The sequence below is a fragment of the Rhizobium sp. Root1203 genome, from assembly GCF_001424945.1.
Taxonomy (GTDB): Bacteria; Pseudomonadota; Alphaproteobacteria; order Rhizobiales; family Rhizobiaceae; genus Rhizobium.
In genome coordinates this window covers 38,191-60,697 of record NZ_LMCW01000023.1, presented here as the reverse complement: position 1 = coordinate 60,697, position 22,507 = coordinate 38,191, and the positions used below count along the sequence as shown (strand labels likewise).

Here is a 22,507-nt window from a genome sequence, read left to right as displayed (position 1 = left end):
TAACATGGGCCGCTTTCACTGACCCATTTGAATCATCTGTCTATGCAGACTATATGGGTATACAAATCAGGGAAGTTAAAGGCGGTTGCGGCGGGATATGGGTTCAAACGACTTCATCACATTGTTTTTTCTCGTGGCGGCGGTGCTGATTTTTCTTCAGCTTCGCAGCGTGCTTGGTCGTCGAACGGGGAATGAGAAGCCCCCGCGCGATCTTTATACGCCGCGCGATGCCGCTGGTCCAGAAACGCCGGATGCCGGCAAGGTGGTTACGCTGCCGCGGCGCGATGTTGCAGTCGAGGAAGAAGATCGCTTCGCGGCTATCGATGCCTTTGCTCCCGCCGGCACGCCTTTGAACAATTCGCTTCGCGAGATGAACAAGGCGGATGCCTCGTTCAATCCGAAGGAGTTCGTCAACGGCGCGCGTATGGCCTACGAGATGATCGTGATGGCGTTTGCCGACGGCGATCGCAAGACGCTCAAGAACCTGCTGTCGCGCGAAGTCTACGATGGCTTCGATGCTGCAATCGCAGATCGCGAGGCCAAGGGCGAGAAGGTCAAGTCAACCTTCGTCGGCATCGAGAAGGCGGAAATCAAGAATGTTGAGGTAAAGGGCAGCGAAGCGCAGATCACCGTGCGCATTCTCAGCCAGCTGATCTCGGCGACCTACGACAAGGACGACAAGCTGGTCGACGGGGACGCAGAAAATGTGGCGGAGGTCAACGATCTCTGGACATTTGCCCGCGATACGCGCTCCCGCGATCCGAACTGGAAACTCGTGGCTACCGAATCGGAACATGAGTGACGATACCCTGGGCTTTGCCCTTCAAGCGATAAGCTTCGATGAGTTGGAAGGCTGGACGGATGAGAATCCCTCCGGCCTTTTTGAAACGATGGAGGCTTGCCGATGCCATCTCGAAAACGCAAAGCCCTACAGGACGGGATCACTCGGGCTGAGCACCGATGATCTTCATGACATGCTGACGGCCGCCCGCGACTTCAGTCCGGTGTCTGCCTCTAGCGCACGCGCATTCTTCGAGACGCATTGTCGACCGTTCCGTATCCGTCGTACCGACGGAAATCCGGGTTTCGTTACCGCATTCTATGAGCCGGAAATTGCAGTTGCGGCGACGCCTGACCAGGAATACCGCTTTCCCTTCTACCGCCGTCCCAAGGATCTGATCGATCTGGACGACGCCAATCGTCCTCAGTCGCTCGATCCGAGTTATGTTTTCGGCCTGCAGAGAACCGAGGGGATCGGCCATTATCCCGACCGCCGGGATATCGATCGGGGCGCGCTGAACGGCCGAGGACTGGAGATCGCGTGGGCGAAATCCAAGGTCGATGTCTTCTTCGTCCATGTGCAGGGTGCGGCCCGGTTGCGCTACAGGGACGGCCGATTGGGTCGCATTACCTATGCCGCCAAGGCCGGGCATCCGTTTTCGGCGATCGGCAAGCTGCTGATCGATCGAGGCGAGATCGATCGTGCCGATATCTCGATGCAGTCCATTCGGCGTTGGTTGGACGCACATCCGGATCGCGTCGATGAGGTGTTGTGGCACAACAGGTCCTACATCTTCTTTCGTGAAGTACCTTTCGGCGACGCCCGTGCCGGGCCGGTCGCCGCGGCGAAAGTGCCGCTGATGGCGGGTCGCTCACTCGCGGTCGATCGCATGATCCATACCTTCGGCTTTCCCTTCTTCATTCGCTCCGAAAATCTCGTTCATCTCGATGGAGGAAAGCCGTTCCAACGGCTGATGCTGGCGCTGGACACCGGCTCGGCGATCGTCGGTCCCGCGCGCGGCGATATATTCACCGGCTCGGGTGACGAGGCCGGCGAGTTGGCGGGCACGGTGCGCCATGATGCCGATTTCGTCATTCTGGTCCCAATCAAAGCCGCAGCGAGGTTCGCTTGATGGCCAAGGACCGGAAGCTCAGCACCGACGAGCGAATTCTTTGGGGCAAGGTGGCACGCAGCACGCGGCCTATGCCTGGGAAGCAGGATGCGCTGAGCGAACTCGACATGTTTCTGATCGAAGCCGAAAGCGTCGCCGGCGGAGTTGAAAAAGAAAATGACGTCATCAAGCGGGACGAGGACGGCGGGCTGCAGGTGCGCGCCCCAGCCCCCAAAATGCCTTCCGGTACGCACCATCCCTTCGAGCGCCCGGTCAAACGCAAGATCGCCAAGGGTCGGCTCGCACTTGAGGCCCGCATTGACCTGCATGGACTCGTCCAGAGCGAAGCCCATATCATGCTGCTGGAATTTTTGCTCCGCGCCCATGAGCGCGGCATGCGGCACGTTCTCGTCATAACGGGGAAGGGCAGCTCGCTGGGGAGCGAGGGAGCGCTGAAACGCGCCGTCCCCCTGTGGTTCTCGAAGTCGGAATTTCGCTATCTCATCTCGTCCTACGAGACGGCCGCGCAGCACCATGGCGGGGAGGGAGCCTTGTATATCCGGCTCTCGCGCCGGCCCGGCGACAAGTCATGACACCGTTCGGCGAAGCCATCCGCCGGCTAAGGCAGCGAAAGGGTGTGTCGCAAAAAGACATGGCGGCCGCACTCCACGTCTCTCCCGCCTACCTCTCGGCGCTTGAGCACGGCAAACGGGGACTGCCGACCTTCGATCTGCTTCAGCGCATTGCCGGCTACTTCAACATCATCTGGGACGAGGCGGAGGAATTGTTCCTTCTCGCGCGCTTTTCCGACCCGCGGATTGTCATCGATACGTCGGGCTTGGCCGCCGAATACACCACCTTTGCCAACCGTCTGGCGGGGTGCATCCGGGATCTGGACGAGACCACTTTGGCAAAACTCTCCGAGGTTCTGGAAAACGCCGACAAAGCGGACGGAAAACGGTCATAATCCCCTGTTTTATGCTCTCGCAGAGGGCGGCGGCATTGGGAACTCTGACTAAAAATCCTATATTCTGAGGTGAATATAGCCGGTGATTCGCAAGGCTCGCCATGGCTCTGACAACAGGGAAATTCTCGACAATATGACCGATACACCCGCGACGGAAAACGGCGTTAGTACCGAATATGGCGCAGACTCCATCAAGGTTCTGAAAGGCCTCGATGCCGTGCGTAAACGCCCGGGCATGTATATCGGCGATACCGACGATGGCTCCGGCCTTCATCACATGGTCTACGAAGTGGTCGACAACGCCATCGACGAAGCACTCGCCGGCCACGCCGATATCGTTACCGTCACGCTGAACCCGGATGGTTCGGTAACGGTGACTGACAACGGCCGCGGCATTCCCACCGATATTCATACCGGCGAAGGCGTTTCGGCAGCCGAAGTGATCATGACCCAGCTCCATGCCGGCGGTAAGTTCGACCAGAACTCCTACAAAGTATCGGGCGGTCTGCACGGCGTCGGCGTTTCGGTCGTCAATGCGCTGTCCGTCTGGCTGAAGCTCAAAATCCGGCGTCAGGGCAAGATCCATGAGATGAGCTTTACCCACGGCGTGGCGGATGCACCTCTGAAGGTGATCGGCGATTCCGGGGGAGAAACCGGCACGGAAGTGAGCTTCATGCCAAGCTCCGGCACCTTCACGATGATTGAGTTCGACTTCGGAACGCTGGAGCATCGCTTGCGCGAACTCGCCTTCCTGAACTCGGGTGTGCGGATCGTGTTGACCGACAAGAGGCATTCGGACGTAAGACAGGAAGAGCTGCTCTACGACGGCGGGTTGGAAGCCTTTGTGTCCTACCTCGATCGTGCCAAGAAGCCGCTTGTCGACAAGCCCGTCGCCATCCACGGAGAGAAGGACGGCATCACCGTCGAGGTGGCGATGTGGTGGAACGACAGCTATCACGAGAATGTGCTGTGCTTCACCAACAACATTCCTCAGCGCGACGGGGGCACGCATATGGCGGGCTTCCGCGCGGCCCTGACGCGCCAGATCACCTCCTATGCGGATACCTCGGGGATTACCAAGAGGGAAAAAGTCTCGCTGACCGGCGACGACTGCCGCGAAGGCCTGACGGCCGTGCTTTCCGTTAAGGTGCCTGATCCGAAGTTCTCCTCGCAGACGAAGGACAAGCTGGTTTCTTCCGAGGTTCGCCCGGTCGTGGAAAATCTCGTCAGCGAGGCGCTCAGCACCTGGCTGGAAGAACATCCGACCGAAGCCAAGGTATTGGTGGGCAAGGTGGTCGAAGCTGCCGCTGCCCGCGAAGCCGCGCGCAAGGCGCGCGAGCTGACACGCCGGAAGGGCGCTCTCGACATCGCTTCGCTTCCGGGCAAGCTCGCCGACTGCTCGGAGCGCGACCCGTCCAAGTCCGAAGTCTTCCTCGTCGAGGGCGATTCGGCGGGCGGTTCGGCCAAGCAGGGGCGTTCGCGCGAAAACCAGGCGATTCTGCCGCTGCGCGGCAAAATCCTCAACGTCGAGCGCGCGCGCTTCGATAAGATGCTGTCGAGCCAGGAAATCGGCACGCTGATCACGGCCCTCGGTACGGGCATCGGCAAAGACGAGTTCAATGCCGATAAGCTGCGCTACCACAAGATTATCATCATGACGGACGCCGATGTCGACGGCGCCCACATTCGCACGCTGCTGCTGACGTTCTTCTTCCGGCAGATGCCCGAACTGATCGAGCGCGGCCACCTCTATATCGCCCAGCCGCCGCTCTACAAGGTGTCGCGCGGCAAATCGATCCAGTACCTGAAGGACGAAAAAGCGCTTGAAGAGTATCTGATCAGCCAGGGTCTCGATGACGCTGCGCTGACGCTCGGCACGGGTGAAGTGCGCGTCGGCCAGGATCTGCGTGAGGTGATTGTCGACGCATTGCGACTTCGTGCGCTCCTCGACAATCTGCATTCTCGCTACAATCGTTCCGCTGTCGAGCAGGCGGCAATTGCCGGTGCTTTGAATGCCGAAGCCATCAGCGATCGTACGCGCGCCGAACAATTGGTCGGCGAAGTCGCAAGGCGTTTGGATATCATCGCGGAGGAAACGGAACGCGGCTGGGAAGGTAGCCTGACAAGCGAGGGCGGTCTTCGCCTTGAGCGCATGGTTCGAGGCGTCAAGGAAGTTGTGGTGCTCGACATGGCCCTGATCGGATCCCAGGATGCTCGCCTTATCGATCAACTGTCATTGCGCCTGAAGGAAATCTATCAGACGCCGCCGTCGTTGACCCGGCGTGAGGGCGCACTGGAAATCTCTGGAGCCAGGGCGCTTCTCGATGCGATCTTTGCAAGTGGCCGCAAGGGCTTGACGATGCAGCGGTACAAGGGCCTCGGCGAGATGAACGCCGAACAGCTTTGGGAAACGACGCTCGATCCGAACGTCAGGTCGCTGTTGCAGGTAAAGGTTCCGGATGCCACGGATGCCGATGGCTTGTTCGCGCGCCTTATGGGCGATGAAGTCGAGCCGCGGCGTGAGTTCATTCAGGACAATGCACTGAATGTTGCGAACCTTGACATTTGAAGCATCACGCATTCCCGGATCCCCGCAGGCCGAAGACCTTGCGGGAATCTGGACGCTGAAAGCCTAGTTGGCGATAAATTTGCCTTTAAAGGCGACGTCGGACAGTGGCTTGCGCTGGCTCGGAAACTCACGTTCCCGGTAGCGCTCGGGAAGGACGCTCTTGTCCGCCAGGCGGCCGACCGCGACACCGGCTTCGACACGATATCCCTCGGGTATGGCGAAGGTCTCCCGGATTTGATCGTGCTTGATCCCACCCATGCCATGCGCGTAGAAGCCGGAGAGCTTGGCCTGCATGGCAAGATGTCCCCAGGCCGCTCCAGCGTCGAACGAATGCGTATAGCTCTTGCGCCCTTCGGAAAAGTCGCCGTTGAAATCCCGCGAGACCACGAAGATCAGGGCAGAGGCGTTCTTTGCCCACTCCTGGTTGGATTCGACCAGCAGGCCCACGAATTTGTCCCAGTCGGCAGCCCCCTGGAGCGCGTAGATGAAGCGCCAGGGCTGCTGGTTTGACGCTGAAGGCGCCCAGTGGGCGGCGTCCAGTATTGTCAGCAAGTCTGATTCCGAGATTACTTCGCCTGTGAAGGCGCGAGGTGACCAGCGATCCAGAAATATCGGATCGATCGAGAATTGGGATTCGCGGCTGTTGCTCTTTGTCATGGGTCTTCCGGGGTGTTGGGGATTCCAGGTGATGTCGAGGTCTTCGCGAAATGCGAAACGCTTCAGATGATACGCAACGACCAGACACCTGATTGCGCATGTCGTGTGTACGGTGCGGGTGGAATGGGCATGGCACACCTTCTCTGCGTCATAGTCTTAGGCTTCAATAGACGCGGTTGGCAAGCCAGTGCGTGACAGGGTTGAATTCCGGCTTGACGGGACGGCCGGTCCTTTTTGCGGAGCAAGGTTCGTTTTCTGAAAACCAGTACCGCTTGTGCCAAAAGCCGTAATGACACCCCTGAATATTTCGTTCATAGGTGACAAAAAGTGCAACCAGGCTGAGGAGAAAATTCGATGAAGCTCATGCGTATTGGGGAGCCGGGCCGCGAAAAGCCGGCCTTGCTCGATCAAGCCGGCAAGATCCGCGATCTGTCGGCCCATTTGTCCGATATCGGCGGTGAGGCGATTTCTCCGGAGGGACTTGCAAGGATCCAGGCGCTGGATCCGGGTAGCTTGCCGGAACTCGCACCGAGCCGCATCGGCGCTTGTGTTGCTGGAACGGGCAAGTTCATCTGCATCGGCCTCAATTTTTCTGACCACGCTGCCGAAACGGGCGCAACCGTACCGCCGGAGCCCGTGATCTTCATGAAGGCCACCTCGGCCATCGTGGGGCCGAACGACGATGTTCTGATTCCGCGCGGCTCTGAAAAGACAGACTGGGAAGTGGAACTCGGCGTCGTCATCGGCAAGACGGCGAAATATGTCAGCGAGGCGGACGCGCTCGACTACGTCGCCGGATATTGCGTCTCCCACGACGTATCCGAGCGGGCGTTCCAGACCGAGCGGTCCGGACAGTGGACCAAGGGCAAGTCATGCGACACATTTGGCCCGATCGGCCCGTGGCTGGTCACGAAGGATGAGATCGACGATCCCCAGAACCTTGGCATGTGGCTTAAGGTCAACGGCGAGACCATGCAGAACGGCTCGTCGAGGACAATGGTCTATGGCGTGGCCTTCGTCGTTTCCTATCTCAGCCAGTTTATGTCGCTCCATCCGGGAGATGTCATCTCAACGGGGACGCCTCCGGGGGTCGGTATGGGAATGACGCCGCAGCGTTTTCTCAAGGCCGGCGATGTCGTCGAACTCGGTATCGAAGGCCTCGGCAGCCAGAAGCAGACATTTCTGGCCGATCGCTAGGATCTTTTTGCCGAACGTTAAGCAATAAAGGCGCACGCTAATGCCGGGGATCACATCCCCGGCATTTCTTTTTGCGCCGCAAATGGCCATGTTGCCGCGCAACAAAAACCTGTTAGTCTGCGTTGAGATGCTAGCACGTCGTTGGAAAGATGCCGGGACTTCAATCGGCTCAGCTTCCAGATCAGAGAAAGGTGGCGCATCTCATGTTTTATCAACTTTATGAATTGAACCATGCTGCAATGGCACCCTACCGGGCCATCGCTGATATTATGCGCTTGGCCTATGCGAACCCGCTCAATCCAATATCGCAGACACCCTGGGGCCGCACGATGGCCGCTAGTCTGGAGATGTTCGAACGGACGACGCGCCGCTACGGAAAGCCGTCCTTCGGTTTGAACGAGACCGTCATCGGTGATAGAAAGATTGCCGTGCGGGAAGAGGTCGTTTGGTCTCGGCCATTCTGCAATCTGCTGCATTTTGCCCGCGGCGTTCCAGGCGGTCATGGGTCCGATCCTCGAATTCTGATCGTTGCGCCGATGTCCGGTCACTATGCGACGCTCCTGCGAGGCACCGTCGAGGCGCTTCTGCCGAGTGCCGACATCTACATCACCGACTGGATCGACGCCCGAATGGTGCCGATGACCGAAGGCACCTTCGATTTCGATGATTATGTTGATTACATCATCGAAATGCTGCACTTCCTCGGACCCGACACGCATGTCGTCGCCGTCTGTCAGCCCTCCGTGCCTGTTCTGGCAGCCGCCGCAGTTATGGAAGCGGCCAATGATCCGCTGTCGCCGGCATCGATGACCTTGATGGGCGGACCGATCGATACGCGCATCAATCCCACCGCCGTCAACCAGCTTGCCAAGGACAAGCCGCTGCAATGGTTCGCCGATAACGTTATCATGAACGTGCCGTGGCCACAGCCGGGCTTCATGCGCCCCGTCTATCCCGGCTTCCTGCAACTTTCCGGTTTCATGTCGATGAACCTCGACAGGCACGTCATCGCGCATAAAGAGTTTTTCATGCATCTGGTGAAGAACGACGGTGAGCCGGCCGAAAAGCACCGCGATTTTTACGATGAGTATCTCGCCGTTATGGATCTCACGGCCGAATTCTATCTGCAGACCGTGGACCAGGTATTCATCAAGCATTCCCTTCCCAAGGGCGAACTCATGCATCGTGGCAACCGCGTCGATCCGGCTGCCATCCGCAATGTCGCGCTGCTGACGGTCGAGGGTGAGAATGACGATATCTCCGGTGTCGGTCAGACGAAGGCGGCGCAGACGATCTGCGTGAATATCCCCGAGACCATGCGCATGCACTACCTTCAGCCCGACGTCGGACACTACGGCGTTTTCAACGGCTCGCGGTTCCGTCGTGAAATTGCTCCCCGCATCGTCAACTTCGTGCAGGAGCACGCCCGCTCCGGAAAACCTCCTGTCAAGCGGGTCATAAAGGGCGGGAAGTCGGTCTGATCTAGGGCGTTCTGAATTATTGATTGCACTTCAAGGCCTTGTCCGATTTGACTGTGGACCGCCTTGAAGCCGCTCGGCGCGGTAACCACATCGATTTGCAGCGTTCGGCATTCCGCCGGCGCGGAAATGCGAGGATACCCGCACGATGAACCAGTCAGCATTGCTTCGCCCGGATTGGACTCCGGCTACCATTGCCCTGATGATCCTCGGCTTCGTGGTTTTCTGGCCTCTCGGTCTAGCCATGCTCGCCTACATCATTTTCGGGGAGCGTTTGCGCGGCTTCAAGCGCGACGCCAACGCCGCCGCCGATGGATTCTTCGCCGGCTGCCGACGTTCCAATGGTCGATATCGCCCTCATTTCAACACCGGCAATGTCGCGTTCGACGATTGGCGCAAGGCCGAGCTTGATCGGCTCGAGGAAGAACGGCGCAGGCTCAATGAGATGCGCGAAGAATTCGATACCTACGTCCGCGAACTTCGCCGCGCCAAGGATCAGGAAGAGTTTGATCGCTTCATGCGCGATCGCAAGAATGCCAAGCGCGACGACAATGGCCCGGTGGCCGAATACCAGACGCCGTGAGGTTCTTGACAAGGAAGAAACAACGCCGGCATCGCTGATGCCGGCTTTTCATTGCCGGAGTTCGCGCGAATCATATAGAAAATGCCCATGTTCCCGCTTTTGTCCAAGCCACGCCGCAGCCTCCGGAAGCCGGCTCCGCCCGAGACGCGGACGCTTGACGTTGCTGGCCGGCCGATGCCGCTCACCATCAAGCAGCACGAACGCGCAACCCGCATCACGCTACGCATCGAACCCGGCGGGCGGGCGCTGAAGATGACGATACCAAGCGGGCTGGCGCAGAGGGAAGTGAATGCGTTCCTCGAACGACATCAGGGCTGGCTCCTGACCAAGCTTGCGAAATTCTCGACCGATGCGGGTCTGCGCGAGGGCGGTACGGTCCTCTTTCGCGGAGTTTCGCATAGAATCCATCACACAGGCAGCCTGCGCGGTCTGACCGAGGCCACGGTCATCGACGGCAAGCCCGTCCTCAAGGTCAGTGGCATGCCGGAACATCTAGGCCGCCGCGTTGCAGCATTTCTCAAGAAGGAAGCCCGCGCCGATCTCGAGAGATTGGCCAGATTTCATGCCCGCGCCATCAATGCATCCATCAATTCGATCTCGATGAAGGATACGCGCAGCCGTTGGGGTTCGTGCTCCTCGGAAGGAAACCTGAGTTTTTCCTGGCGTATCGTCATGGCGCCGCCGTCCGTCGTCGACTACCTGGCGGCCCATGAGGTCGCGCATCTCAGGGAAATGAACCATGGGCCGCGCTTCTGGGCGCTATGCGAGACGCTTTGCCCAGACATGCAGGAGGCAAAGGCATGGCTGAAACGGCACGGCAGTCTACTGCACGCCATCGATTTCGAGTAAGCAAGAGACGCTCAAAATTAAGTCTCCATTGCAAATTGGCTCGACTCCAAGCGCTTTTCGTGTCACTTCGCTGCCATGAAACCGGATATCAAAATCTGCGGCCTGAAGACGGCAGAAGCGATTGATCGCGCGCTGAAACGCGGAGCGACCCATATCGGATTCATCTTCTTCGAAAAGAGCCCGCGTTACATCGAGCCAGATATCGCCGGCAGATTGGCCGAGCCGGCGCGCGGTAAGGCCAAGATTGTCGCCGTTGTCGTCAATCCGACCAACGACGACCTCGATGAAATCGTGGCGCTGCTCAAGCCGGATGTCCTGCAGCTTCATGGCGAGGAAAGTCCCGAGCGTGTTTTGACCATAAAAGCGGTCTACGGTCTGCCTGTCATCAAGGCGCTTTCCGTTCGCACCGCCGATGATCTGAAGCGCGTGGAAGCATATGTCGGCATCGCCGATCGTTTCCTCTTCGACGCCAAGCCCCCGAAGGGATCCGAGTTGCCGGGTGGCAACGGCGTTTCGTTCGATTGGAGCCTGCTCACTTGGCTTGACGGCAATGTGGATTACATGCTTTCCGGTGGCTTGAACAAAGGCAACATTGCCGAGGCGCTCGCCGTCACCAGGGCACCGGGGATCGACGCGTCCTCGGGTGTCGAAAGCGCCCCCGGCGTGAAGAGCGTCGCGATGATCGATGAGTTTTTCGATGCGGTCGAACAGGCTTGCCAGCCCGAGCCGGCCACAGGGAGTTGAAATTGAACGAGACGCCAAAACCGAATTCCTTCCGTTCAGGCCCCGATGAGGATGGCCGTTTCGGGATCTACGGCGGCCGCTTCGTGGCGGAAACGTTGATGCCCCTTATCCTGGAGCTTCAGGCTGAATGGGACAACGCAAAAGGCGATCCTGAATTCCAGGCGCAATTGAAGCATCTCGGCACCCACTATATCGGTCGCCCGAGCCCGCTCTATTTCGCCGAACGCCTGACGGCGGAACTTGGCGGCGCGAAAATCTACTTTAAGCGCGAAGAATTGAACCACACCGGTTCGCACAAGATCAACAACTGCATCGGCCAGATCCTGCTTGCCAAGCGTATGGGCAAGACCCGTATCATCGCCGAAACCGGCGCTGGCCAGCATGGCGTCGCGTCCGCAACGGTTGCCGCTCGCTTTGGCCTTCCCTGCGTTGTCTATATGGGCGCCACCGACGTCGAGCGCCAGGCGCCGAACGTATTCCGCATGAAGCTCCTGGGTGCCGAAGTGAAGCCTGTCACGGCTGGCCACGGGACCCTCAAGGATGCGATGAACGAGGCGCTGCGCGACTGGGTCACGAACGTCGACGACACCTACTATCTGATCGGCACGGCCGCCGGCCCGCACCCCTATCCGGAAATGGTTCGTGATTTCCAGGCGGTCATCGGCACGGAAGCCAAACAGCAGATGCTCGAAGCCGAAGGCCGTCTGCCTGATCTGGTGATAGCTGCCGTCGGCGGCGGTTCGAACGCAATCGGCATTTTCCATCCGTTCCTCGACGACGCGAGCGTCAAGATCGTCGGCGTCGAAGCTGGCGGCAAGGGGCTCCAGGGCGACGAGCATTGCGCTTCGATCACCGCCGGTTCACCGGGCGTTCTGCACGGCAACCGCACCTATCTGCTGCAGGATGAAGACGGTCAGATCAAGGAAGGTCACTCGATTTCGGCCGGCCTCGACTATCCCGGCATCGGTCCCGAGCATTCGTATCTCAACGATATAGGCCGCGTTGAGTATGTGCCGATCATGGACCACGAGGCGCTTGATGCCTTCCAGATGCTGACGCGTCTCGAAGGCATCATTCCGGCACTGGAACCGTCGCATGCGCTGGCCGAAGTCATCAAGCGCGCGCCCACGATGGGCAAGGACGAGATCATCTTGATGAACCTCTCGGGTCGAGGCGACAAGGATATCTTCACCGTCGGTAAGATTCTGGGAATGGGTGTGTAAGTCATGACCGCACGTATGGATAAACGTTTTGCCGATCTGAAGGCCGAAGGGCGCCCGGCATTGGTCACCTATTTCATGGGTGGCGATCCCGACTATGATACCTCGCTCGGCATCATGAAGGCGTTGCCGGAAGCTGGTTCCGACATTATCGAACTCGGCATGCCATTCTCCGATCCCATGGCCGACGGCCCGGCGATCCAGATGGCGGGACAGCGCGCGCTGAAAGCTGGGCAGACCCTCAAGAAGACGCTGCAGCTTGCTGCAGAGTTTCGCAAGTCGGACGACGGGACACCGATCGTGATGATGGGATACTACAATCCGATCTATATCTACGGCGTCGAGACGTTTCTGGACGATGCGCTCGCCTCCGGCATCGACGGCCTGATCGTGGTCGATCTTCCACCCGAGATGGATGACGAGCTGTGCATTCCGGCAATCCGCAAAGGCATCAACTTCATTCGGCTGGCAACGCCAACGACCGACGAAAAGCGTCTTCCGACGGTTCTCAAGAACACGTCCGGGTTCGTTTACTACGTCTCCATGAACGGCATTACCGGTTCTGCACTTCCGGATCCGTCGTTGGTCTCGGGTGCCGTCAAGCGCATCAAGCAGCATACCAACCTGCCCGTCTGCGTCGGTTTCGGCGTCAAGACGGCCGATCATGCAAAGGTCATCGGCAGCTCAGCAGATGGTGTCGTGGTCGGCACGGCGATCGTCAACCAAGTGGCGACAAGCCTTACCAAGGACGGGAAGGCCACTGCCGATACCGTTCAGGCGGTCGCCACGCTCGTTCGCGGGCTGTCATCGGGAACACGTTCGGCGCGCCTTGTTGCTGCCGAATAGTTTTCCCACATTGGCAAGTGTAAATCAGGAGTTTTCGACTTGAACTGGATCACCAACTACGTTCGCCCCCGCATCAATTCTATGCTGGGCCGCCGCGAAGTGCCGGAGAACCTCTGGATCAAGTGCCCGGAAACGGGCGAGATGGTCTTCCATAAGGATCTGGAGGACAATAAGTGGGTCATTCCGGCTTCCGGCTATCACATGAAGATGCCGGCCAAGGCCCGGCTTGCTGACCTCTTCGACGACGGCGCGTATGAATCGCTGCCGCAGCCAAAGGTCGCGCAGGACCCGCTGAAATTCCGCGATTCCAAGAAATATACCGATCGTCTGCGTGACAGCCGCATCAAGACCGATCAGGAAGACACGATCGTCGCCGGCGTCGGCAAGGTCCAGGGCCTGAAGCTCGTTGCCGTCGTGCACGAATTCAATTTCATGGGTGGTTCGCTTGGTCTCGCGGCCGGCGAAGCAATCGTGAAGGCGTTCGAGCGTGCGATCGCCGAAAAATGCCCGCTTGTGATGTTTCCGGCCTCCGGCGGCGCCCGTATGCAGGAAGGCATCCTGTCGCTGATGCAGTTGCCGCGCACGACCGTTGCCGTCGATATGCTGAAGGAATCCGGGCAGCCCTACATCGTCGTGCTGACCAATCCGACCACCGGCGGCGTGACGGCTTCCTATGCGATGCTGGGCGACCTGCACCTTGCCGAACCGGGCGCCGAGATCTGCTTCGCCGGGAAACGCGTCATCGAGCAGACGATTCGCGAAAAACTGCCGGAAGGTTTCCAGACCTCGGAGTACCTGCTGGAACACGGCATGGTCGACATGGTCATCAAGCGCCACGATATCCCGGATACGCTGGCGCGCGTGCTCAAGATTCTGACGAAGAAGCCGGCTGCGGCTCTGTCCAAGGAAAGCAGCGGCGCACTTGCGATTGCCGCAAGCGCCTGATCGAACCTCTCACAGGCGGTTGAGCGATGATACCCAGGGGCCAAACCGCAGTGAGCGAAGCAGCACAGGAAATCGACAAGCTCATGGGATTGCATCCCAAGGGATTCGATCTGTCGCTTGACCGCATTACTCGCCTTCTCGGCGTGCTCGGCGATCCGCAGAAGAAACTGCCGCCCGTCATTCACGTGGCAGGCACCAATGGCAAGGGTTCGGTTACCGCCTTCTGCCGTGCGCTGCTTGAGGCAGGCGGCTATAGCGCGCATGTCCATACGTCTCCGCATCTGGTCAATTGGCACGAACGATATCGTATCGGCGTCAAGGGCGGGCGCGGTGCGCTTGTAGACGATGCTGCCTTTGCCGAGGCGGTCCGACGGGTGGCGGCCGCCAACGACGGACAGAAGATTACCGTCTTCGAGATACTGACCGCTGTCACGTTCATCCTGTTTTCCGAACATCCGGCCGATGCTGCCATCATCGAAGTCGGTCTCGGTGGCCGCTTCGACGCCACGAACGTGATTTCCGATCCGGCAGTGTCCGTCATCATGCCGATCTCGCTCGATCACCAGCCCTACCTTGGCGACCGGGTCGAACTCATTGCCGCCGAAAAGGCCGGCATCATGAAGCGGGGTTGCCCTGTCGTCGTCGGCAAGCAGGAGTATGACGCCGCACTTGACGTTCTGATGCTGACCGCCGAACGGCTGAATTGCCCGACGGCCGCCTTTGGCCAGGACTACATGGCGCATGAGGAATACGGACGCCTCGTCTATCAGGACGAGTTCGGCCTCGCCGATCTGCCGCTGCCCCGGCTTCCCGGGCGGCACCAGTATGCCAACGCTGCCGCGGCGATCCGCGCGGTAAAGGCCGCGGGTTTTGTCGTGACCGAAGCGATGATGGAAAAGGCGATGACATCCGTCGAGTGGCCCGGGCGCCTGCAGAGGTTGAGCGATGGCCACCTGATGGCGAGCGCGCCGGCAGGCGCCGAGATCTGGGTCGACGGCGGCCATAATCCAGGCGCAGGCGAAGTCATTGCCGAAGCCATGGCGAATTTCGAGGAGAGGCAATCCAGGCCCCTCTTCCTCGTCATCGGCATGATCAACACCAAGGATCCAATCGGCTACTTCAAGGCTTTCAAGGGTCTGGTGGAAAAGGTCTATTGCGTCCCGATCCGGGGCAGTGAGGCAATGATCGACCCTGTAATCCTCTCGAATGCCGCTTATGATGCAGGCCTGATAGCCGAACCGATGTCGACCGTCGGCGAGGCGCTGGAAGCGATCAATGCCAGTGCGCCGGAGCAGGCGCATCCACCGCGTATCCTCATTGGGGGATCGCTCTATCTTGTCGGCGATGTCCTCGCCGACAATGGAACACCCCCGAAATGAAAAAAGCCCGGTCATGCCGGGCTTTTCTCATATATGTCGGATGCTTGATTAAGCGGCGCTCGAAATCCAGCTCGAAAGAGCGGTCTTCGGGGCAGCGCCAACCTTGATGTCAGCAACTTCGCCGGCCTTGAACATCGCCAGGGTCGGGATCGACCGGACACCGAATTGAGCGGCAAGTTCCGGGTTCTCGTCGATGTTGAGCTTGGCGACCTTCACCTTGCCTGCAAACTCGATGGCGAGCTCTTCTAGGCTCGGAGCAATCATCTTGCAGGGACCGCACCATTCAGCCCAGAAATCGACGACGACGGGTTCTGCGGATTCCAGAACTTCCGCCTGGAAGTTGTTGATATCGACTTTCACGGTAGCCATAGGCTGCTCCTTTACCGATTTCCTGTTGAACCACATGTGAGGGTGCGGTGTCGGAATTTCAATGTCCGGTATTTCACTTTGTCTCGAGCTGTGCAAGCGCCGATGCCAGCGCTGCTGGTGCCAGCGTGTGGACGGAGCCGTTCTCGGTGTAGACCAGCACGCAGTCGACGCGCTTGCCGGGATAAAGGGGCGACAGGATGTCGCGGTAGATCGCCAGCTGTGCCCGGTGTGCAAACGGAATGCCTTCCGCGGTTTGCGGTGGCACGCGGTTGGTCTTGTAGTCGAGAATCACGACTCGATCCGGAAGAACCGCCAGACGGTCGACGCGCCCGGACACAGCATATTCCCGCCCCGCGAGAGACAGCGTCCCCATGATCGACACCTCTGCCTGCGCATGAGTCGCGAAAACCTCTTCCAGTTCCGGTTCGGCCAATAGTTTCAGGACCGAATCGACCAGTTTCCGCCGTTCGGATGCCGGCCAGAAACGTACGGCACGCTCGGTATAGCGCACGGCTGCCTCGGCGCGCTCGCCGAGGGCGATCTCCGGCAGCATCTGCATCATGCGGTGAAGCAGCCGCCCTTTTTGCAGGGAGCGGTCCGCTTTTCCGCTGTTTCCGAACAGGGGCGATACCACCAAAAGATCGTCTGCTTCCTCATCGATGATCGTTCCTGCACCGGACGGGCTGAGCGGGCGCGGAAGGTGCCGTTGCGGCGGCAATGGCTTGCCGAGGTCGAAGGGCAAGACATCCCGGGTAGCAGCCGGTTCGGCGGATTGGTGGTGTTCGAAATGGCGATCGATACGCGGCACTCGCCACCTGATTCCGCTCCAGGTTCCGTCCGGTCCGGAAAAAGTCGCGGCCGCAACATGGGGATGGCTGTCGGTCATCGCAGCCGAAATCATCGCGTGCCAAGTATCGGTATTGGCGCGAACGCCGCGATAGCCGCAAACCACCAGACGGTCGGCGGCGCGCGTCATCGCCACGTAGAGCAGGCGGCGGTACTCCTCTTCCGCCAGCAACTGGATGCGCGTCGCGTCCGCCTGGGTCAGCGAATTGCCGAGATCGCCGAGCGGCACCCAAACGGGCATCGGTGGTTCGTCTTTCCGTTGCTCCAGCAACCGGAGCTTCGGCATGTGGGTGTGTGTGAACGCCTTGGAGCCGCCATCGACCAGAAAGACGATCGGCGCTTCCAAGCCTTTCGAGGCATGGACCGTCATGATCCGGACTTCGTTTCGGCCCTTGTCCTGCTCGCGTTTGACTTCCGGCGCTTCCAGCTCCAGCGTCGAAATGAAGGATTGCAGTCCAGGCAGCTCCGAGTTCTCGTGATCGAGCGTGAACGTCAGGAACTCGTCAAGAATATCGCTGACCTCCGTGCCGAGGCGAGCGAGAAACTGCCGACGCCCGCCATGGCTGCCGAGCAACCGCGCATAGAAGTCGTGGACGGGGAGCACTCTCTGCTCCTCAAGAAACAGCGTCAGCCGACCAACCGCAGCCCCCAGCCGCGGGTTGCCGTCGGCGGCGAATTTCTGCATATGCGTCCAGACGCTCTCGCCTTCGCCGCGAAGAGCTGCGACGGTGAAGATGTCGTCTTCAGTCAGATCCAGAAGCGGGCTCTTCATCAACGCCGCGAGCGAAAGATCGTCCTCCGGCAGGAGCAGGAAGCGCCCGAGAGCCACGAGATCCTGAACGGCAATATGGCTCGTCAGGCGCAAACGGTCGGCGCCGGCGACGGGAATATTGTCGCGCCGCTTCAGCGCCCGCGTCAGCGCGTTGACGAATGCGTCACGCTTGCGCACGAGAACGAGAATGTCCCCTGCCTCGATCAGCCGTTCCTTGCCTTTCTCGACTATTGTTTCTTTGCCGACGAGATCGCCGATCGCGTATGCGATCCGCCGCGCGAGGATGGCGGCCGGCGCACTTTCCGGTGTCGCGTCGAAGGGTGCCGTCCAGTCTTCGTCCTTTATCGTCACGTCTGGCGCAATCATCTCCCAGAGATCGACGGCGCCGGGATGACCGATGCGGTTGGAACGGTGGACCACAGGCTCGCCGCCGGCACTCAGACCTCGGGCGTTACCGGCCGGCGTAAAGATATGGTCGACCGCCGCAAGCACATCCGAGGTGGATCGGAACGACAGCGGCAGCCGGACGGTGGAAAAAGCGAGGCCGCTTTGCGAAACGCGCTGCCGCGTGCGCTGGCTTTCCTCCGAGAAGCGTTCTGGACGAGCGCCCTGGAACGAATAGATGGACTGTTTTTCGTCGCCGACCGCAAACAGCGTCCGAACGACGTTCCGGGCGCTTTCGCCCGAGAAGAAATCCTGGGCGAGCGACTGGATTACGCTCCATTGGATGGGACTGGTATCTTGCGCCTCGTCGACAAGGATATGGTCGATGCCCTGATCGAGCTTGTAGTGGATCCACGGGCCGACGTCGCTCTTGTTCAGCAGGTCGGCTGTGCGGGTGATCAGGTCTTCGAAGTCGAGCTGGCTCCGCTGCTTTTTGAGATCGTCGTAGTCACGGTTCAGCCGGTCGGCGAGGATCAGCGCCGCGCGCGTCGCGTCGTACATCCGTACAATCTTCAGCCGGTCCCGGCACGAAACGATATGATCCCGCGCCGCTGTCACCGCGTCCGCCAGTTCCGGAGCCTCGCTGAGCATTGCCTTGACGAAAAACTGCGAATCCGACTTGGGTTCGCCCTTGGCGGTCAGAAATGCCCTTTCAAGCAGCGGGATACGGCGCGTCGCATCCTGTTCTTGCACCACCGTCCGCAGCGCTGCCGCGATATCCTGCGCCTTGGCGCCGCCCTTCCGGTCTGCAAGCTCGAGATAGCGATCAAGGGCGCTGCCGGCGAGGCCGGGCAAGGGCCAGTATTCGTCCGCAATACCCATCTCCGTGTCATTGCTGGAAAGGCCGAGTTTTGCCCGGATCGCTTTGTCGAGGCCGCCCTGCTGCTCTGCGGCGACGGTGAACTTGCGGATCGGGTTGCGATTGGCAACGATCTCTTCCAGCAGCGTTTCCAGCCCGGATTCGTCGCCAAGATTGAGAACGTAGGAGAACGCCTCCGCGAGCGCGGGATCCTCGTCCGGTGTCGTCGCAGTCAATAGTGAACGCCGTGCATCCTCCAGCAACGTCGCAGCAGCGCGGTCGTCCAAAACCGAAAAATGTCCGGCAACATTGGCCTCCAGCGGAAACTGATGCAGCAGCGCTTCGCAGAAGGCGTGGATCGTCTGGATCTTCAACCCACCGGGCGTCTCCAGCGCCTTGGCAAAAAGCCGGCGGGCTTCGGCAAGCTTGAGAGCGTCCGGAACCTTACCTTCGATCTGCGAGATACGCTGACTGAGGTCGTCGTCCGACAGGACGGCCCACTCCGCCAACCGCTCGAACACGCGGTTCGACATCTCGGAGGCGGCGGCTTTCGTATAGGTCAGGCAAAGAATCGCCGACGGGCGTGCGCCAGCAAGGAGAAGCCGGATCACGCGTTGCGTCAGAACATGGGTCTTGCCCGAGCCGGCATTCGCCGACACCCAGGCTGAACGCTGCGGGTCGGAAGCGATCGATTGCTGGATCGTCGTCCAGCTCGTCCAGGCGATCGGATCGTCGCCCTCGGGCAGTGTCGTATCGTCATTCATCGTCGCTGGCCTCGTCGCTCTCGGCAGTCGACCATTCGGAAACGCGTGCCAGGTGATCGTAGTCGCCGCCGAAATCGAACTGCTGCGCCGGAACGAGCCGCGAGGTGAAGCCCCGCTCACCCGATTGCAGCAGTGAAACGAATTTCACGAGCTGATCGATCGAGTCCGTCGCCAGATCCATGGCCGACTTCGCCTTGTCGCTTCGGGTGGAAAACTCGTTGTTGACGGTATCGACCTGGAAGCGGCTTCCGGGCCGGAGCCGCACGTAGAGAAGGTCCTGCGGCACGAGGCTCCCCACCTCACGAAAGGCGCCGGCCTTCAGTGCTGCCGCCTCGAGCGCCAGCTGCGGATCGAGAAGGGCGCGAGCCTGGGCCGGCGTGGGATTGAATCCGGTCTTGTAGTCGATGATGTCGGCGGCATTCGGGCCCATCAGGTCGATCCGGTCGGCGACACCGCTGAGGCGGATATCGATCTGTTCCAGTTCGACGCCGCCGCGCACTTCGGTCAGCGTCCGCTGAATGCCGGGGCGCCGTTCCGCCTCCCAACGGAGGAACGCGCGCGCAACCTCCCGGAAACGCGGTCGCCAGACGGCATCGATATGTGGCGGCAACCTCTGCAGGTCGAAGAGTTCGGTGAGGATATGCTCCATTGCAGCCGTTGCATCCGGCGTGCCGGCGATATGACCTTCGCGTACGAAGCGATCGATGATCGTGTGATAGAGCGTTCCCCGCTCGGCCACGCCGGGATCGCGGTTGAACGGATCCACGGAATCCAGCCGCAGGACGCGGCGCGCATAGATCGCATAGGGATCGCGCCGCAATCGGCCGACCTCGCTGAAGGAATAGGTCTTCGGCTGCATGTCTCGCGGGGGCGTAGGGCTTGGGCGCTGCGCTGGCGCCTGTCGGTCGCCCCGGTCGATGAGGTTTGCCCAGTGCACGAAATGATCACCGCGGCCCGTGAGTTCGGCCTTGAATGCCTTGCCGCCGAACGCGAGCAGACGCTGCAGCCAGCGCGATGCCACCGTCGGGGTTGCGCCTTGCCTGAGTGCCCGCGCGTAGACGAGATGGCGTGTCCCGTTGGCCATTTCGAAGTCGTGCGCCAGCTGGCCGATCCGCCGCTCCGGTGGTTCGAGCCCGATTTCCGTCTTCATGGTTCGCGAAACGAACGGATTATTGGCGGTTTTTCCGGGCCACGAGCCCTCGTTCAGCCCGCCGAGGACGAGTGTATCGACGCTCTGCAAGCGGGCTTCCAAGGTCCCGAAAATGAAGAGCCGTGGATGGCTGAGCGCACGCGGCTTGACTGCCTGACCGGCCGAAAGCGCTGCCGTGATGTCGATCCACTGTGGACCGTCGGCTTCGATCTGCCCTTCGGTCTCCATGACCTCGCCTAGGAGCTTCGCAAGCGTATCGCCGGCTTCGCCGGACCAAAGGCCGGACAGGCTTCCGCGCTCGTCGCGGGCCACGGCCTCCAGGGTTCGCCCGGTACGCTCCGCCCAGTCGGCCAGTGTGAAGGCCGTCGCAGGACCGCGCTCGTCCGGCATGCGGCGGCCGAGGGTTGCGGCAAGCGGCTCGGTTGCTTCTCCGACCCGGCGCGCAAGATCGCGAGCTTTGGCGGCAGCTTCTGGTGCAAGGGACTTGCGCCAATTGGGTGTATGTCGGTCGAGTGCTTGTTCGGAAAGCTGGCGGTCGAGTAGCGGTTCCAGCGTGCTGATGTCGACTTCCGCGACGCCGCCGCGAAGGGCCAGAAGCTCAAGTGCTGCAACAGCCTCGCGAAGCGCATCGCGCTCCAGCCCGAACCGCGCCAGCGGATGCTTGAGAAGGCCAACGATTGCCACGGGATCTCCCGGTCGCAACGTCGCCTCCAATAGGAGCTGCAACAGTGTCCCTTGCGGTGTTGCAGAAAGCGGCGTACCGGCCGAGTCGTCGGCCAGGATGTCGAAGCGCGAGAGTTCCGCCATCACCCGGCGGGCAAGATTGCGGTCCGGTGTGATGAGGGCTGCGCGGCTTTCGCCGTCCATGCCCGGCCTTTCCAGCGCCATGCGAAGCGCGATCGCGATGGCCGTCGCTTCTTCGCGCTCGTTTGCGGCCTCGATCAGCGAGACATCGGCGAAGGCGGAAGAAATGGCGGTATCCGGCAACGCGCTCTTCCAAAGCCCCCAATCGCTCGTCGCTTCTGCAGGTGAGAGCGCATGCGAAAGAATATCGGCGCGCTGCTGCAGATGTGCCGGGGCACCGGCCAGGGAAACGACGTCGTTGCGGTCCAGCTTCAGGCGCTTGAGAAGCTGCGCAAGACCATATTGTGAGTGGCTCCTGCTGGCGGGGTCGGCGGGCTGTCCGGCCCTTTCGGGCGTGACCATCCGCCAATGCTCCGCCGGCATCCCCATGTCCAGGCCCGGAAGAACGATGACGCCTTCGGGAAGGTTTGCGACCGCCGCAATCAGATCCGCCGTCGCGGGAACTGAGCCGGTCGAACCGGCAATGATGATCGGGCCAGCCGGCGGTGTTGCCGCAATCCGGTTTGCTTCGGCGCGCAAGATGGCGTTCCTGTGCCGTGCCGGCGAGGATTTTCCAAGTTCGGCCAATCTTTCGGGCCAGAATGCGCTTGCGATCTGCAGAAATTCCGCTGTGAGCTGCCACCACAATGCGTGATCTTTGGCATCGAGCCGCGCGATGTCGCTCCAATCCCGGTCTTCAGTCTCGATCGAGTCGATCAGTTCGGCAAGGTTGCGGGCAAGCCAGATCGCGTCTGCAGGGCTCGCGGGCGCCACGAGAGGGGAATCGGAGTGAATGCTGCGCACGATCTCCGGCAGCTTGTTTCGCCAGGCAAGAATCAGCCGCGCAAGCTCCAGAAGCCGGGCCGTATTGGAGAGAGGTTGCGCCAGGTCGAGTGTCGCCGGAAGCGCCTCTTCGAAATATCCGCTGTCGTCGTCCGTTTCGCCAAGCGGGCGGATGATGGGCAGAATGGCGGATCGTCCGCCGAGCAGATCCACGAATTCCGAGCGGAGCACACGCGCAGCTCGCCGGGTGGGAAGGTAGATGGTGATCTTGGAAAGCGAGAGCGGATCGGAGGGATCATGCCGGAAGAGAGGCGTCAGACGCCCGTCGCAAAGCGTCTCGGCAAGCGTCGCCAGGAACGGCAGTCCGGCCGGTATCGTCAAAACCCGTGGCTGGTGCCGCTCGGCCATGGC

At 60.5% G+C, this 22,507-nt stretch carries 18 protein-coding genes; 14 read left to right on the top strand and 4 right to left on the bottom strand.

What is annotated here, in order from left to right:
- Nucleotides 1–97: 97 nt before the first annotated feature.
- From ASC97_RS20785 to gyrB, 5 genes are all read left to right on the top strand, one after another.
- Complete coding sequence (locus tag ASC97_RS20785; RefSeq protein ID WP_057470250.1) at nt 98–802, top strand: Tim44/TimA family putative adaptor protein; 705 nt, start codon at nt 98–100, stop codon at nt 800–802.
- Nucleotides 795–1,913: a murein transglycosylase A gene (mltA, locus tag ASC97_RS20780; protein ID WP_057470249.1), complete on the top strand. Its 1,119-nt coding sequence runs from the start codon at nt 795–797 to the stop codon at nt 1,911–1,913. Before ASC97_RS20785 ends, mltA begins: the two co-directional genes overlap by 8 nt.
- Complete coding sequence (locus tag ASC97_RS20775; RefSeq protein WP_057470248.1) at nt 1,913–2,485, top strand: Smr/MutS family protein; 573 nt, start codon at nt 1,913–1,915, stop codon at nt 2,483–2,485. The genes mltA and ASC97_RS20775 overlap by 1 nt, the downstream gene beginning before the upstream one ends.
- On the top strand, nt 2,482–2,859 hold the full coding sequence (locus ASC97_RS20770) for a helix-turn-helix domain-containing protein (RefSeq protein WP_057470247.1): 378 nt from the start codon (nt 2,482–2,484) through the stop codon (nt 2,857–2,859). Before ASC97_RS20775 ends, ASC97_RS20770 begins: the two co-directional genes overlap by 4 nt.
- 133 nt (nt 2,860–2,992) lie before the next feature.
- On the top strand, nt 2,993–5,428 hold the full coding sequence (gyrB, locus tag ASC97_RS20765) for a DNA topoisomerase (ATP-hydrolyzing) subunit B (protein ID WP_057470472.1): 2,436 nt from the start codon (nt 2,993–2,995) through the stop codon (nt 5,426–5,428).
- 63 nt (nt 5,429–5,491) lie between these two features.
- Here gyrB and ASC97_RS20760 read toward each other — a convergent pair whose 3' ends face one another.
- Entirely contained in the window at nt 5,492–6,085 is a 594-nt protein-coding gene (locus ASC97_RS20760) for a nitroreductase family protein (protein ID WP_057470246.1), read from the bottom strand.
- Between the two features lie 354 nt (nt 6,086–6,439).
- On the opposite strand from ASC97_RS20760, the gene ASC97_RS20755 reads away from it, so the two are divergent.
- From ASC97_RS20755 to ASC97_RS20715, 9 genes are all read left to right on the top strand, one after another.
- Complete coding sequence (locus ASC97_RS20755; RefSeq protein WP_057470245.1) at nt 6,440–7,282, top strand: fumarylacetoacetate hydrolase family protein; 843 nt, start codon at nt 6,440–6,442, stop codon at nt 7,280–7,282.
- A 203-nt stretch (nt 7,283–7,485) separates the two neighbouring features.
- Nucleotides 7,486–8,763 carry a polyhydroxyalkanoate depolymerase gene (locus ASC97_RS20750; RefSeq protein WP_057470471.1) on the top strand — a complete coding sequence of 426 codons (1,278 nt, stop codon included), beginning with the start codon at nt 7,486–7,488 and terminating at the stop codon, nt 8,761–8,763.
- A 145-nt stretch (nt 8,764–8,908) separates the two neighbouring features.
- On the top strand, nt 8,909–9,343 hold the full coding sequence (locus tag ASC97_RS20745) for a DUF2852 domain-containing protein (protein ID WP_057470244.1): 435 nt from the start codon (nt 8,909–8,911) through the stop codon (nt 9,341–9,343).
- Between the two features lie 87 nt (nt 9,344–9,430).
- Nucleotides 9,431–10,192 carry a M48 family metallopeptidase gene (locus ASC97_RS20740; protein WP_057470243.1) on the top strand — a complete coding sequence of 254 codons (762 nt, stop codon included), beginning with the start codon at nt 9,431–9,433 and terminating at the stop codon, nt 10,190–10,192.
- 75 nt (nt 10,193–10,267) lie between these two features.
- Complete coding sequence (locus ASC97_RS20735) at nt 10,268–10,936, top strand: phosphoribosylanthranilate isomerase (RefSeq protein ID WP_057470242.1); 669 nt, start codon at nt 10,268–10,270, stop codon at nt 10,934–10,936.
- 2 nt (nt 10,937–10,938) lie between these two features.
- Nucleotides 10,939–12,159: a tryptophan synthase subunit beta gene (gene trpB / locus ASC97_RS20730; RefSeq protein ID WP_057470241.1), complete on the top strand. Its 1,221-nt coding sequence runs from the start codon at nt 10,939–10,941 to the stop codon at nt 12,157–12,159.
- 3 nt (nt 12,160–12,162) lie between these two features.
- Nucleotides 12,163–13,002 (top strand): tryptophan synthase subunit alpha, encoded by an 840-nt coding sequence (gene trpA, locus ASC97_RS20725; protein WP_057470240.1) that lies wholly within the window; start codon nt 12,163–12,165, stop codon nt 13,000–13,002.
- A 39-nt stretch (nt 13,003–13,041) separates the two neighbouring features.
- Nucleotides 13,042–13,947, top strand: a complete 906-nt coding sequence (gene accD, locus ASC97_RS20720; protein WP_057470239.1) for an acetyl-CoA carboxylase, carboxyltransferase subunit beta — start codon at nt 13,042–13,044, stop codon at nt 13,945–13,947.
- A 26-nt stretch (nt 13,948–13,973) separates the two neighbouring features.
- Complete coding sequence (locus tag ASC97_RS20715) at nt 13,974–15,326, top strand: bifunctional folylpolyglutamate synthase/dihydrofolate synthase (RefSeq protein ID WP_057470238.1); 1,353 nt, start codon at nt 13,974–13,976, stop codon at nt 15,324–15,326.
- 48 nt (nt 15,327–15,374) lie between these two features.
- Here the strand turns inward: ASC97_RS20715 and trxA are convergent, their stop codons facing one another.
- From trxA to addB, 3 genes are all read right to left on the bottom strand, one after another.
- Nucleotides 15,375–15,695, bottom strand: a complete 321-nt coding sequence (gene trxA / locus ASC97_RS20710; protein WP_057470237.1) for a thioredoxin — start codon at nt 15,693–15,695, stop codon at nt 15,375–15,377.
- 73 nt (nt 15,696–15,768) lie between these two features.
- On the bottom strand, nt 15,769–19,320 hold the full coding sequence (gene addA, locus ASC97_RS20705) for a double-strand break repair helicase AddA (protein ID WP_057470236.1): 3,552 nt from the start codon (nt 19,318–19,320) through the stop codon (nt 15,769–15,771).
- The gene (addB, locus tag ASC97_RS20700; RefSeq protein ID WP_057470235.1) at nt 19,313–22,504 is read right to left on the bottom strand and encodes a double-strand break repair protein AddB; all 3,192 of its coding nucleotides are present in this window, start codon (nt 22,502–22,504) and stop codon (nt 19,313–19,315) included. The genes addA and addB overlap by 8 nt, the downstream gene beginning before the upstream one ends.
- Nucleotides 22,505–22,507 lie beyond the last annotated feature (3 nt).